This is a genomic window from Sphingopyxis sp. NFH-91, from assembly GCF_021401285.1.
GTDB lineage: Bacteria > Pseudomonadota > Alphaproteobacteria > Sphingomonadales > Sphingomonadaceae > Sphingopyxis > Sphingopyxis terrae_A.
In genome coordinates this window covers 611,772-624,936 of the sequence record NZ_JACBGA010000002.1, presented here as the reverse complement: position 1 = coordinate 624,936, position 13,165 = coordinate 611,772, and the positions used below count along the sequence as shown (strand labels likewise).

The following is a 13,165-nucleotide window of genomic DNA, read 5'->3' as shown; positions in this document are numbered from 1 at the left end:
ACGAAGCTTATGGCTCCGTCGCCAGTCGCTGCAGCAACGCCGCGCTCTCGGCATCGGCAGGAAAAAAGGCCTCGATCGCCAGTTCGGACAGGGTGATATCGACGGGCGTTCCGAAGATCGTCACGGTCGAGACGAGGCCGATCCGCCCGGCGGCGGTGTCGACGATTAGCGGGACCGCGATGCTGCTTGCGGGCGGGGCGGGCTGATCGCCCGGCCGCGCGGGGTAGCCGGCGATTTCGTCGCGCAGCGCGGCGAGCTCCGCATCGGCGCTCGCCTCGATCTGCTGATCCAGCCGGTGCAGGATATGCGCGCGCCATTCGGCATGGTTGACGATCCGCGGCGCCAGCCCTTCCGGATGGAGCGCGATGCGTAGCACGTTGACCGGCGGCTCGAGCAGGGCAGGGGACACGGCGGCGGTCAGGATCGCGATGGCATCGTTTGCGGCGACCATGTTCCAGTGCCGGTCGACTGCGAGCGCGGGATAGGGCGCGTGCCCTTTCAGCACATGGTCGACAATGGCCTTCATCCCGGTCATTTCGGGGCTGTCGAGCGGGCGCTCGCGATAATCGGGGGCGTATCCGGCGGCGAGCAGCATCGCGTTGCGCGCTCGGTGCGGCACCTCCAGACAATCGGCGATGCGCTGGATCATCGCGGCGCTCGGCTTCGAGCGGCCCGTTTCGATGAAACTCAGGTGGCGGGTCGAAATCTCGCTGTCGAGGGCGAGGTCCATCTGACTCATCCGGCGCCGCGCGCGCCATTCGCGAAGCTGCTCGCCGAGCGGCACCATCTGCATCGCCTGTCTCCTTTTGCCTCTGGTTAGCGATGGCAGTGCGCGATTTCCATTACCTGACGCATAATCGACGCGATGACGTCGCGGCGCCATTCAGGAGGGGTTCGAAAGGAGAATCCGTCATGTCCTATTTCAATCTCAAGAACAGCCTCGTCATCGATGCGAATACCTGCAGCATCCTGTTCCTGGCGTGCGTGTTCGCGACCGCGCCGGTCGCGGCGCTGCTCGGTCTGCCGACCGGGCTTGTCGCGGCCGCGGGCTGGATCGGGTTGCCGTCGGCGGCGCTGATGCTGTTCGTTGCCGGGCAGAAGAACCCGAGCCGCGCGCTCGCCAATCTAATCGCCATCGGCAATCTCGGTTGGGTCGCGGCGAGTTTTGCGGTGCTGGCGATGTTCGCGGGCCAGATGAGCTGGACCGGTATCGCAATCCTGATCGTGCAGGCGATTGTCGTTCTCGAACTCGCGCTGTTCGAAGCGAAGGGCGCAGCAGCGCTCCCGCGCGCTGCTGCGGCCTAACTAAGCGCGTCGAGCCGGGCGAGGTCGATCGCGCCCGGAACCAGCATCACCGGGCATGGCAGCGTTCCCGCGTCGTGCCCGGTGAAATGCGCCACCAGCGGGCCCGGCGCTCCGCTCGCGGCGGTGGCAAGGACGAGCGCCGCTATCTCGTCGTTCGCGCCGATCACGTCGCGCACGATCTCGGCGGGCTTGCCTGATTTGACCATGATCTGGGGCGTCACATTCGCTTCCTGCGCGATCGCATCGGCGGCGGCGGCGACCAGTTCTTCGGCATGTTCGCGCGCTTCGGCCTCGATCGTCGCCTGGACCCCGCCGAAAGCGACGAAATCCTGCGGCGGCACGATCGCCAGCACCATCACGCCGCCGCCCGTGCGCGCGGCGCGCCGCGCCGCAAAGCGCAGCGCCAGCGTCGCCTCCGGACTGTCGTCGATAACCACCAGATAGGTGCGCATGCCCCGGCCCCCGCTATGCCTTTTGCGGGCGGACAGTGCGTCACATTCGTATGAAAGGCAAGTTCCGCCCGATAGACCTTGACCCGCGATGCGCTTATGACGAGGACGAATCCGTAGCGGCAGGCCTGCGCCTGCGAGACTGACAGGGACAAAAGCGACGATGCCGATTGAACTGAAGATGCCCGCCCTTTCGCCGACGATGGAGGAAGGGACCCTCGCCAAATGGCTGGTGAAGGAGGGGGACAGCGTCCAGTCAGGTGACCTTTTGGCCGAAATCGAAACCGACAAGGCGACGATGGAATTCGAAGCGGTCGATGAAGGCACGATCGCGCAAATCCTGATCCCCGAAGGCACCGACAATGTGAAGGTCGGCACCGTGATCGCCGTTATCGCCGGCGAGGACGAGGATGCGGGCAGCGCCAAGGCTGCGCCTACGCCTGCACCTGCACCGGCGCGCGCCGCCAAGGCCGACCCCGCGCCTGCTCCCGCGGCTGCACCCGCCCCGGCGCCGACTGCCGCCCCGGTCCCTGCCGCGCAGGGCGAGCGGATCAAGGCGAGCCCGCTCGCCAAGCGCATCGCCGCTGACAAGGGCATCGATCTCGCTGCGCTGACCGGCAGCGGACCCGGCGGCCGCATCGTCAAGGCCGACCTCGAAGGCGCTGCTGCGTCGACCGCCGCCCCGGCAAGCGCGGCCGCGCCCAGCCCCGCGCCCGCCGATGCGCCCGCCCCCGCGCAGCCGTTCGAAACCGACATTCCGCACAGCGCCGAAAAGCTCAGCAATATGCGCAAGACGATCGCGCGCCGCCTGACCCAGTCGAAGCAGGAGGTGCCGCACATCTATCTGACGGTCGATGTCCAGCTCGACAAATTGCTCAAGCTGCGCGGCGAACTCAACGCGGCACTCGAGCCGCAGGGCGTCAAGCTCAGCGTCAACGACCTGCTGATCAAGGCGCTGGCAAAGGCGCTGATCCAGGTGCCGAAATGCAATGTCAGCTTCGCCGGCGATCAGCTCATCAGCTACGAACGCGCCGACATCTCGGTCGCGGTCAGCGTGCCGGCTGGCCTGATCACCCCGATCATCGTCGGCGCCGACGACAAGTCGGTCAGCAAGATTTCGACCGAGATGAAGGAACTTGCGGGCCGCGCCAAGGAAGGCAAGCTCCAGCCGCACGAATATCAGGGCGGCACCGCCAGCCTGTCGAACATGGGCATGTTCGGCATCAAGCAGTTCGAGGCGGTCATCAACCCGCCGCAGGGCATGATCATGGCGATCGGCGCGGGCGAGAAGCGGCCTTATGTGGTCGACGACGCGCTCGCCATCGCGACCGTGATGTCGGCCACGGGCAGCTTCGACCACCGCGCCATCGACGGCGCAGACGGCGCGCAGTTGATGCAGGCGTTTAAGCAGATCGTCGAAAACCCGCTCGGACTGGTGGCGTAACATGGCTGAAAATTACGACCTCATCGTTCTAGGCTCCGGCCCCGGCGGCTATGTCGCGGCGATCCGCGCGGCGCAGCTTGGGTTGAAGACCGCGATCGTCGAGCGCGAGAATCTGGGCGGCATCTGCCTCAACTGGGGCTGCATCCCGACCAAGGCACTCCTGCGCTCGGCCGAGATCTTTCATTATATGAGCCACGCCAAGGATTATGGCCTCGCCGCCGCCGGCATCAGCGCCGATCTCGATGCGGTGGTCAAGCGGTCGCGCGGCGTCGCGAAGCAGCTCAATCAGGGCGTCACGCACCTGATGAAAAAGAACAAGATCGCGGTTCATATGGGCGACGGCAAGCTCGCCGGCGCGGGCAAGGTCGAGGTGAAGGGCGACAAGGGCAGCGAGACGCTGACCGCCAAGCATATCATCGTCGCGACCGGCGCCCGCGCGCGCGACCTGCCTTTCGCGCCAGCCGACGGCAAGCGCATCTGGACCTATCGCCATGCGATGACCCCGGCCGAAATGCCCAAGAAGCTGCTCGTCATCGGATCGGGCGCGATCGGGATCGAATTCGCGAGCTTCTACAACGATATGGGGGCCGAGGTGACGGTCGTCGAAATGCTCGACCGCATCGTCCCTGTCGAGGATGCCGACGTGTCGAGCTTTCTCGAAAAATCGCTGAAGAAGCAGGGCATGACGATCCTGACCGGCGCCGGCGTCGAGGAGTTGAAAGCGACCGCGAGCGGCGTTTCGGCGAAGATCAAGACGAAGGACGGCAAGGTTCAGGCGGGCGACTACAGCCACGCGATCGTCGCCATCGGCATTGTTCCCAACACCGAAAATATCGGCCTCGAAGCGCTCGGCGTCAAAACGACGAAGGGGCATATCGACACCGATCCCTATTGCCGCACCAATGTGAAGGGTCTGTGGGCGATCGGCGATGTCACCGCGCCGCCGTGGCTCGCGCACAAGGCCAGCCACGAAGGCGTGATCGCGGCCGAGGCGATTGCGAAGGAACTCGGCAACAAGGACGCGCACCCGCATCCGATGGACGCGAAGAACATCCCCGGCTGCACCTATTGCCACCCCCAGATCGCAAGCGTCGGGCTGACCGAGGCGAAGGCCAGGGAAGCGGGCTATGACGTCAAGGTCGGCAATTTCCCTTTCATCGGCAACGGCAAGGCGATCGCGCTCGGCGAAGTCGAAGGGTTCGTGAAGACCGTGTTCGACGCCAAGACCGGCGAACTGCTCGGCGCGCATATGGTCGGCGCCGAAGTGACCGAAATGATCCAGGGCTATACCGTCGGCAAGACCGCCGAGCTGGTGGAACAGGATTTCATGCACACCGTCTATCCGCACCCGACGATCAGCGAGACGATGCACGAAGCGGTGCTTGGCGCCTATGGGCGGGCGCTGCATATCTGATCGCGCTTGAACCCGTCGATCCTTCACTATGCGCGCGGCGGCAATAGCGGGAAGGCTCTGCTCTTCCTTGCCTTTGCGGTCGTGGCTTTCCTTGTGGCCGGGTTGATGTACGACGACGCCCACGCCCCGCCGCCGCCGCCAGTGCCTCTCGCCGGCGGCTTGTGGCCCGCGTCGGCGCCGCGGCGCGATCCGCTGGCACCGTTCCATATGATCGTGCTGATCGGGGCCGGATGCGGCTGCCTCTTCTATGCGGCGCGGCATGGGGGGCGGGCGGCCGCGGCGCGCGTTGCGGCCAGGATCGAGAACGGGCGCCTCTATTCCGATCTGCTGCACGATGCCGGGATCGGGTCGCTCGATGCGCGCGACATCACGCAGCTTCTCGTCGAACGCGCCGATCGCCTTCCGGGCGACCTCTCCGTATCGGTTGGATTGGGCGCCGGTTTCCGGCACGGACTATATCTCGCCTATCGCACCGATCAGGGGCCGGGCGTGCTGCGGTTGATGGACAATGACGTCGACGGCGGCACCGAGCAACTGCGCCGTTTTGCCGCCTATCTCGAGGCATGGCGCAAGCCCGCCGGCGACCGGATCAGGCAAGCCTGATCGTGGCGCAACCACCGGCGCGTTTGCGGAACAGGGCGGTCATCGTCGTGATGCTTGCTGTCGCGGTGCTGATGCTCGGCCTGCTGACCCGCGCTGATTATGGCGCGGCCCTCGACGCCGCGATCGCGCGGCATCTTACGTGGCCCGACGGCGCCGGTCCCGCACCGCTTATCGCCTTCATGCAGGCGATAAGCTGGATCGGCGGCGGCACGCCGCGTTGGGTACTGGTCGGCCTGATCGCGGCGGCGGTGCGCTTTTGGGGCGGGCGGCGTCCGGCGCTCGCGATCGTGGCCGCAGTGCTGTTCGCCAACATTGCGTCGAGCCTGCTCAAGGCGGCCTTCGACCGCCCGCGCCCCGACCTGATCGCGCATCTCGATCATGTCAGCAGCGCCTCCTATCCCAGCGGCCACGCCACCAGTGCAGCGGCGCTCTACCTGACGCTGGCGTTGCTCGCGCCAGTGCAATGGCGGCGGGCGACATGGACCCTCGCGGTGCTGATGATCGGCTTTACCGGCCTGTCGCGCATCATGCTCGGCGTGCATTGGCCGAGCGATATCGTGGGCGGCATCCTGCTCGGCGCGGCCTTCGCGCTGACGGCGGCGTGGTGGGCGCAACCGGAGCGCGCCGGGCTGGCATGACCGCTCGACAGCGCCGGCCAAGCAGCTAGGGTGGGGTGATGACACATGGCACGCATGACTTCGTCCCCGATCCGCGCAACGACGCGATCCTAATCAACGTCAACGGCGCGCTCGTTCCGCGCGCCGAAGCCAGCGTGTCGGTCTTCGACAGCGGCTTCATGCTCGGCGACGGAGTGTGGGAGGGGATCCGCGTCCACCGCGGCCGCATGGCCTTTCTCGACCAGCATCTCGACCGGTTGTGGGAGGGCGCGAAGGCGATCGCGATGGACATCGGGATTTCGCGCGAAGCGCTCGAACGGCGGCTCTACGACACGATCGATGCCAACCGGATGGACGCGTGCCATATCCGCCTGATGGTGACGCGCGGTATCCGCTCGACCCCTTATCAGGATCCGCGCGTGATCGTTTCGCCCGCGACGATCGTCATCATTGCCGAACATAAGGACCCACTGCCCGCGACGGTCGAAAAGGGGCTGTCGCTCTTTACCGTCCACGTCCGCCGCGGCGATCCCGCGGTGCAGGATCCGAAGCTCAATTCGCATTCGAAGCTCAACTGCATCACGGCCTGCATCCAGGCGGCGCAGGCGGGCGCCGACGAGGGGCTGATGCTCGATCCGCACGGCTTCGTCGCGACCTGCAATTCGACCCATTTCTTCATCGTCCGCAAAGGCGAGGTGTGGACGTCGACCGGCGATTATTGCCTGGGCGGGATCACGCGCGGCAACGTCATCCGTATCTGCCGCGACAACGGAATAGCGGTCCATGAACGGAACTTCTCGCTGACCGATGTCTATGGCGCCGACGAGGCGTTCGTGACCGGCACCTTTGCGGGCGTCGTGCCTGCGCACACGATCGACGGGCGCACGCTGACCGATGGGCGCGGGCCGATGGTCGAGCGCCTGCAGGGCCTCTATCGTGCGCTGATCGAGGCCGATATCGCGGCGCGGGGACGACCGTGACCGATTGCATCCGCATCGCCATGTGGTCGGGGCCGCGAAACCTGTCGACCGCGATGATGCGCAGTTTCGGCAGCCGCGCCGACAGCATCGTCACCGACGAACCTTTTTACGGTGCCTATCTGCGGCAAACCGGCGACCCGCAGCCGATGAGGGAGCAGGTCATGGCGTCGATGGACTGCGATTGGCGCAGCGTCGCGCGCACCCTGTCGGGGCCGAATCCCGCCGCCACGCCGATCTGGTACCAGAAGCATATGGCGCACCATATGGTCGGCCCGATTGCGCATCACGATCTGCCCGGCCTTCGCCACGCCTTCCTGATCCGCGACCCGGCGCGCGTCGTCGCGAGCTATGCCGCCAAGCGCGTGATGGTCCGCCCCGACCATCTCGGCACCGCGCGTCAGGTCGAGTTTTTCGACCGCGAGGCCGACCGGCTCGGCCATGCGCCGCCGGTGATCGACAGCGCCGACATATTGCGCGATCCGGCGGCGATGCTGCAGAAATTGTGCGCAGCGCTCGGCATCGACTGGGATGCCGCCATGTTGCGGTGGCAACCCGGAATCCACGCCACCGACGGTATATGGGCCTCGCATTGGTATGATGCGGTCGCCGCCAGCACGGGCTTCGGTGCGCCCGACAAGCCGGCGGCGCCGCTGTTGCCTCAGGCCCAGGCCGTCGCGGACGCGTGCCGCGCCGACTATGCCTATCTTGCGCAGCATAAAATCGCCGCCTGACGCAATTTTCGCTGTCCTACACGGGCGCCTTTTGCCATCAAGTCTGCGGGCAGCAACAGAGGGTGGACGCGTGATGCAATCCAGTGTGAAGTTCGGCAGTTTTCTGCGGGGAATCGCGATCGGCGCGGCGGCGCTTTTCGCCGTTGGTACGGCATCGGCGCAGGACGCGGCGGCGACGCAGAAGACGGTGATTACCGCGGCGCGCTATCTCGACGTGCTGACCGGCAAGACCGTCGAGCATCCCGCGATCTTCGTCGGGCCAGACGGGCGCATCACCGGCATCGCCGATGCGCGCACCGTGCGCTGGGGCTCCGACGTCCGGCAGATCGACCTCGGCGATCGCACGCTGTTGCCCGGCCTCATCGACATGCACGTCCATCTGACCTCGCTCGCCGAAGTCGGCGGCTATCAGGGGCTGCGCTACACCGACAGCTTCTGGACCGTCGTCGGCGTCGCCAATGCGAAGAAGGTGCTCGACGCGGGCTTCACCACCGTGCGCAATGTCGGCTCGGCCGATTTCGAGGATGTCGGGCTGAAGCAGGCGATCGAGGGCGGTTTCATTCAGGGACCGCGCATCATTCCGGCGGGTTGGGCGATCGGCGCGACCGGCGGCCATTGCGACAGCGGCGGGCTGCCGCCCTCGATGGACCGCAAGGAGGCGTCGGTGATCGACAGCCCCGAAGAGGCGCGCGCGAAGGTGCGCTGGCTGCACAAATATGGCGCGCGCGTCATCAAGATCTGCGCGACCGGCGGCGTCTTTTCGCTCGGCGACAGCGTCGGCGCGCAGCAACTGACCTTCGACGAGATGAAGGCGATTGCCGACGAGGCGCATATGCTGGGGCTGAAGGTCGCGGCCCACGCGCATGGCGACGACGGGATCAAGACGGCGATCCTTGCCGGCATCGATACGATCGAACATGCCAGCCTTGCGAGCGATGCGGCGATCAAGCTCGCCATCGAGCACAAGACCTGGTTCGACATGGATATCTATAATGACGATTATATCCTCGCGACCGGGACCGCCAACGGCACCGAACAGGAAAGCCTCGACAAGGAAAAGGCGATCGGCCTTGCCCAGCGCCAGACCTTCCAGCGCGCTGTGAAGGCAGGAGTGCGGATACTGTTCGGCACCGATGCCGGCGTCTATCCGCACGGCGATAACGGCAAGCAGTTCGCAAAGATGGTCGAGTGGGGGATGACCCCGCTCCAGGCGATCCGCGCCGCGACGGTCAGCGGCGCCGAAGCGCTCGACATGACGAACGACCTCGGCGCGATCGCGGTCGGTCGCTACGCCGACATCATCGCGGTCGATGGCGACCCGCTCACCGATGTAACCCGGCTCGAGCATGTGGCCGCGGTCGTGAAGGGCGGGGTGGTGGTGAAGGGCGAATAATCTGCCCTTGAGGAAAGGGGCTAGACGACCAGCTTGTCGATCAGGGCCTCGCGCATCGCGGGGGTGAAATTCAGCACCGCCTCGGCATAGCTTGGAATATCCCCATGATCGCGGCGCACCGTCGCCAGCGCGGCGTCGAGATAGGCGGGATTGACCGACATCAGCGCGCGCACCGCCTCGTCCTTGATCTCCGCCCCATAGCGGGCGCGGATGTGCGCGGCGCCCTGCGCGATGCGTTCCTCGATCTTGCCCGCCGTGTTGGTGAGCAGATAGTCGTGCATCAGGTCATCTTCGTGCACGCCGACGAGCCGGTGGACGATCGCGACCGCAAAGCCGGTGCGGTCCTTGCCGGCGACGCAGTGCACCAGGCTCGGCGCGTCATATTCGGCGAGCGCCGCCAGATAGAGGCGCAGCGTCGCGACGAGCGCCGAGCGATAGGGCATGCCTGCATAGGTGTCGATCATTCGCGCCCGTGCCGTCTCGACATCGATCGCGCCGCCCGCCGCCTGAAGATGCGGTGCCAGGCCGGCGGTGACGCCGCCCGCGAACAGGACGCGCGCCGAAAAATTGTCGGAACGGCGACAGGGATGCATTTCGCGCTCGTCGTCGCCGCGCAGGTCGATCACGGTTTCGAGGCCCAGCGCATCGACCGCGCCCAGATCCGCGTCGGTCGCCTGTTCATGGTGCGCCGAACGCCAGAGCAGTCCCTGCCGTAGCCGCCCGCCATCCTCGACCGCATAGCCGCCATAGTCGCGGAAATTGTGGATGCCCGAAAGCGGCAGGACGCGGTCGGCGATCATGGCTATTCTCCGGTAAAGACGGGTGGGCGCTTTTCGACGAAGGCGTTGATCGCCTCGCGGTTGTCGGCGGTTTCGTGGACGATCGCCTGATAGGCGGCGCTGAGTTCGAGGATGTCGCTCATCCGGCTGTGCTGCGCCTCGCGGAGCAGCCGCTTGGTGAGCCGCAGCGCGCGCGGCGGGTTGCACACGATGCGCTCGGCGATCGCCACCGCACGGTCGAGCAGTTCGGCGTCGGGGACGACTTCGGTGACAAGCCCATAGTCCTTTGCCGTCTGCGCATCGAAGCGGTCGCCGGTCAGGAAGAGTTCGGCCGCGCGCGGATAGCCGAGGACGCGCTGGAGAAGCCAGGCGCCGCCGTCGCCGGGGACGATGCCGACCTTGATGAAGCTGCAGGCGAATTTGGCGCTCTCCGCCGCGATACGGATGTCGCAGGTGCAGGCAAGGTCGCAGCCGAGGCCGACGGCATGGCCGTTGACCGCGGCGATCATCGGGATTTCGCAGTCCATCAGCGCGCGGATCACCGCCTGCACGCCGCGGCGATAATTGGCGCGGGTTGAATCAGGCTGATCGAGCACGCCGATCCCCTTGCGATCCTGCATCGACTTGAGATTGCCGCCCGCGCTGAACGCCTTGCCGCTGCCCGTAAGGATGATCGCGCTGACGCTGCGATCCTCGCCCAGCGCGCGGAGCGTGTCGACGATATCGTCGCAGTCGGCATGGGTGCCGATGGCGTTCATGCTCTCGGGCTTGATCATCGTCAGGATGGCGATCTTTCCCCGCCGCTCGACACTCAGAAATTCGCCCATCATCACCTCTCCTGTACCGCGCACAGGCTATGCCCCGCGGTCTGTTCTGGCAAGTTGCAGATGGCGTTGCCGGGCGCGGATCGGCGCCCGGTCGCCGTATCGGTTCAGCGGACCGCGCCTCCGCTGCGCAGCGCAGCGATTCGCTCGGCGTCGTAGCCGAGCGCGGCAAGCACCGCGTCGCCATCGGCGCCCACCGCCGGAGCGGGACGCGGCGTGTCGGCCTTCGTCGCCGAATAGCGCGGAGCGGGGGCGGGCTGGGTGGCGCCGCCGACCGAGAGGAAGGTTTCGCGCTCGACATTGTGCGGATGCTGCGGCGCCTCGGCGAGCGAAAGGACGGGGGCAAAGCACACGTCGGTCATTTCCATCAGCGCGCACCATTCGTCGCGCGTCTTGGTCGCGAACAGCGCTGTCAGCTTGTCCTTGAGCGGTTCCCACTGCGACGGGTCCATCTGCGCATCGAAGGCGGGATCGGCGTCGAGCCCGGTCTTTTCGCGCAGCAAGGCATAGAATTGCGGCTCGATCGAGCCGATCGAGATGAACTTGCCGTCGGCGCACGCATAGGTGTCGTAGAAATGCGCGCCGGTATCGAGCATGTTCACCCCCGGCTCGTCGCGCAGCCGACCCATGGCATAAAAGCCCCAGCTCATCCCCGCGAGCAATGCCGACCCGTCGGTCATGGCGCAGTCGATGACCTGACCCTCGCCGGTCTTCGCGGCGTGCAGCAGCGCGCTTGCCATGCCGAAGGCCAGCATCATGCCGCCGCCGCCGAAATCGCCCACATAATTGACTGGCGGCACCGGCTTTTCTCCAGCGCGGCCAACGGTATGGAGGACGCCCGACAGCGCGATATAGTTGATGTCGTGTCCGGCCGCCTGCGAATAGGGGCCATATTGGCCCCAGCCGGTCATGCGTCCGTAAACAAGCCTGGGATTGTCGGCGAGCAGCACATCGGGGCCGAGCCCCAGCCGCTCCATGACGCCCGGACGATAGCCTTCGATGATGCCGTCGGCGCTCTTGCACAGATCGCGCGCGATCGCGACCGCATCGGGATTTTTCATGTCGAGCGCAATCGAGGTGCGGTTGCGCGACAGCGGATCGCGCGGGTCCATGAAACCGCCGGGACGATCGATGCGGATCACCTCCGCACCATGGTCGGCGAGCATCATCCCGCAATAGGGGCCGGGACCGATCCCTGCAAATTCGATGATCCTGATGCCCTTCAGGGGTCCGGCCATGTCGTGTCTCCCATGCCTGCATCGTGATTGCGAGGACCCCGGACTTGATCCGGGGGACGCTGCAATCCAGGGGGGCGTAAACCGCCCTGGATTGCTTCCCCCGGCTTTCGCCGGGGTCGCAATGACGATGATTGTCTTAGATGCGTTCGATGATGATGGCCGGTGCCATGCCGCCCGCGGCGCACATGGTGACGAGGCCATAGCGGCCACCCGAGCGTTCGAGTTCGTCGAGCGCGGTGCCGATCAGGATCGAACCGGTCGCGCCGATCGGGTGACCGAGCGCCATCGCGCCGCCGTTGATGTTCACCTTTTCGCGATCGAGGTCGAGGTCGCGGATGAACTTTTCGGCGACCACCGAAAAGGCTTCGTTGATTTCCCAGACGTCGATGTCGTCCTTGGTCAGTCCCGCTTTTTCGAGCACCTTCTTGGCCGCCGGAACCGGGGCGTTGAGCATCAGCGTCGGATCGTCGCCGATATTGGCATAGGCGACGACGCGGGCGCGGGGCTTCAGGCCATGCTTGTCGGCATAATCCTTGGATGTCAGCAAAATCGCGGCGGCGCCGTCGACAACGCCCGACGAATTGCCTGCATGATGGAAATGCTGGATTTCAAGGTCGGGATAGCGGCGGTTGATCTGCTTCCGGAAGGTGAAGCCGCCGCCCATGTCGAAATCGGCGAGCGCAGCAAAGCTGGGCTTGAGTGACGCAAGGCCCTCCGCGGTGGTTTCGGGGCGCGGGAACTCTTCATGGTCCAGCGCAACGCTGCCGTCCGGGTTGAGGACGGGCACGACCGACTTGTTGAAGCGGCCTTCCTTGATCGCCCTGTCGGCGCGCTGTTGGCTGACGAGTGCGAGCGCGTCGAGCGCTTCGCGGCTGATGCCTTCGATCGTCGCGATCGCGTCGCCGCAGATGCCCTGGTGCGACTGCGGGTGGATTTCGTCGAGCGCTTCATGGCCCGATCCCATCAGGCGCGGCGGCAGCCCAGCGTTCGCCTGCTCGGCGGCAAAGGCGGTGGTGTAGCTCATCATCTCGGTACCGCCGGCGACGACGCAATCTTCCATGCCGCTCATCACGCTCGCCGCGGCGAAATTGACCGAGCTGATGCCGCCGCCGCAGAAGCGGTCGAGCGTCGTTCCGCTGGCCTTGGTGTCGTACCCCGCCGACAGCGCCGCCATGCGGCCAAGGTCGCCGCCCTGCTTGCCGTTCTGCGACGAGGTCGACCAGACGATATCGTCGACCGTTGCCGTGTCGAGATGATTGCGGTCGCGGATCGCGGCGAGGACGGTGGCGGCGAGATGCTGTGGGTGAAGATGCGACAGCGCGCCCTTGCCGGGCTTGCCGATCCCGCGCGGGGTGCGGACGGCGTCGATGATATAGGCTTCGGCCATG

14 protein-coding genes are annotated in these 13,165 nt (G+C 66.0%); 8 read left to right on the top strand and 6 right to left on the bottom strand.

From position 1 onward, the window contains the following. Window positions 1–7: 7 nt before the first annotated feature. A complete protein-coding gene (locus tag L0963_RS07990; protein ID WP_234179075.1) occupies window positions 8–793 on the bottom strand; it encodes a helix-turn-helix domain-containing protein in 786 nt (261 codons plus the stop codon). A gap of 119 nt (window positions 794–912) precedes the next feature. Here L0963_RS07990 and L0963_RS07985 point away from each other — a divergent pair, with 119 nt between their 5' ends. Further along, window positions 913–1,305 carry a hypothetical protein gene (locus L0963_RS07985; protein WP_234179073.1) on the top strand — a complete coding sequence of 131 codons (393 nt, stop codon included), beginning with the start codon at window positions 913–915 and terminating at the stop codon, window positions 1,303–1,305. On the opposite strand, the gene L0963_RS07980 is transcribed toward L0963_RS07985, so the two are convergent. Continuing rightward, window positions 1,302–1,757, bottom strand: a complete 456-nt coding sequence (locus L0963_RS07980; protein ID WP_003051267.1) for a universal stress protein — start codon at window positions 1,755–1,757, stop codon at window positions 1,302–1,304. The genes L0963_RS07985 and L0963_RS07980 overlap by 4 nt on opposite strands. A gap of 160 nt (window positions 1,758–1,917) precedes the next feature. Here L0963_RS07980 and L0963_RS07975 point away from each other — a divergent pair, with 160 nt between their 5' ends. The 7 genes from L0963_RS07975 to L0963_RS07945 all read left to right on the top strand — a co-directional run bounded on the left by L0963_RS07975 (window position 1,918) and on the right by L0963_RS07945 (window position 8,936). Continuing rightward, window positions 1,918–3,198, top strand: a complete 1,281-nt coding sequence (locus tag L0963_RS07975; RefSeq protein WP_234179072.1) for a pyruvate dehydrogenase complex dihydrolipoamide acetyltransferase — start codon at window positions 1,918–1,920, stop codon at window positions 3,196–3,198. A gap of 1 nt (window position 3,199) precedes the next feature. Further along, window positions 3,200–4,612 carry a dihydrolipoyl dehydrogenase gene (gene lpdA, locus L0963_RS07970; protein ID WP_234179070.1) on the top strand — a complete coding sequence of 471 codons (1,413 nt, stop codon included), beginning with the start codon at window positions 3,200–3,202 and terminating at the stop codon, window positions 4,610–4,612. Window positions 4,613–4,618: 6 nt separating this feature from the next. Further along, window positions 4,619–5,215 carry a hypothetical protein gene (locus tag L0963_RS07965; protein WP_234179068.1) on the top strand — a complete coding sequence of 199 codons (597 nt, stop codon included), beginning with the start codon at window positions 4,619–4,621 and terminating at the stop codon, window positions 5,213–5,215. Window positions 5,216–5,238: 23 nt separating this feature from the next. After that, on the top strand, window positions 5,239–5,853 hold the full coding sequence (locus tag L0963_RS07960) for a phosphatase PAP2 family protein (protein WP_234179066.1): 615 nt from the start codon (window positions 5,239–5,241) through the stop codon (window positions 5,851–5,853). 38 nt (window positions 5,854–5,891) lie between these two features. Beyond that, window positions 5,892–6,812 (top strand): aminotransferase class IV, encoded by a 921-nt coding sequence (locus tag L0963_RS07955; RefSeq protein WP_234179065.1) that lies wholly within the window; start codon window positions 5,892–5,894, stop codon window positions 6,810–6,812. Then, window positions 6,809–7,543 carry a sulfotransferase gene (locus L0963_RS07950; protein WP_234179063.1) on the top strand — a complete coding sequence of 245 codons (735 nt, stop codon included), beginning with the start codon at window positions 6,809–6,811 and terminating at the stop codon, window positions 7,541–7,543. Before L0963_RS07955 ends, L0963_RS07950 begins: the two co-directional genes overlap by 4 nt. Before the next feature lie 73 nt (window positions 7,544–7,616). Beyond that, window positions 7,617–8,936: a Xaa-Pro dipeptidase gene (locus L0963_RS07945; protein ID WP_234179120.1), complete on the top strand. Its 1,320-nt coding sequence runs from the start codon at window positions 7,617–7,619 to the stop codon at window positions 8,934–8,936. 20 nt (window positions 8,937–8,956) lie between these two features. Here L0963_RS07945 and L0963_RS07940 read toward each other — a convergent pair whose 3' ends face one another. The 4 genes from L0963_RS07940 to L0963_RS07925 form a co-directional block, all read right to left on the bottom strand. Then, entirely contained in the window at window positions 8,957–9,736 is a 780-nt protein-coding gene (locus tag L0963_RS07940) for a tyrosine-protein phosphatase (protein ID WP_058811709.1), read from the bottom strand. Window positions 9,737–9,738: 2 nt separating this feature from the next. After that, a complete protein-coding gene (locus tag L0963_RS07935; RefSeq protein ID WP_003051289.1) occupies window positions 9,739–10,542 on the bottom strand; it encodes a crotonase/enoyl-CoA hydratase family protein in 804 nt (267 codons plus the stop codon). Window positions 10,543–10,646: 104 nt separating this feature from the next. After that, the gene (locus tag L0963_RS07930) at window positions 10,647–11,777 is read right to left on the bottom strand and encodes a CaiB/BaiF CoA transferase family protein (protein ID WP_217373381.1); all 1,131 of its coding nucleotides are present in this window, start codon (window positions 11,775–11,777) and stop codon (window positions 10,647–10,649) included. Between the two features lie 136 nt (window positions 11,778–11,913). Beyond that, window positions 11,914–13,164, bottom strand: coding sequence for an acetyl-CoA C-acetyltransferase (locus L0963_RS07925; protein ID WP_234179061.1), 1,251 nt, complete (start codon window positions 13,162–13,164; stop codon window positions 11,914–11,916). Between the last annotated feature and the right edge of the window lies 1 nt (window position 13,165).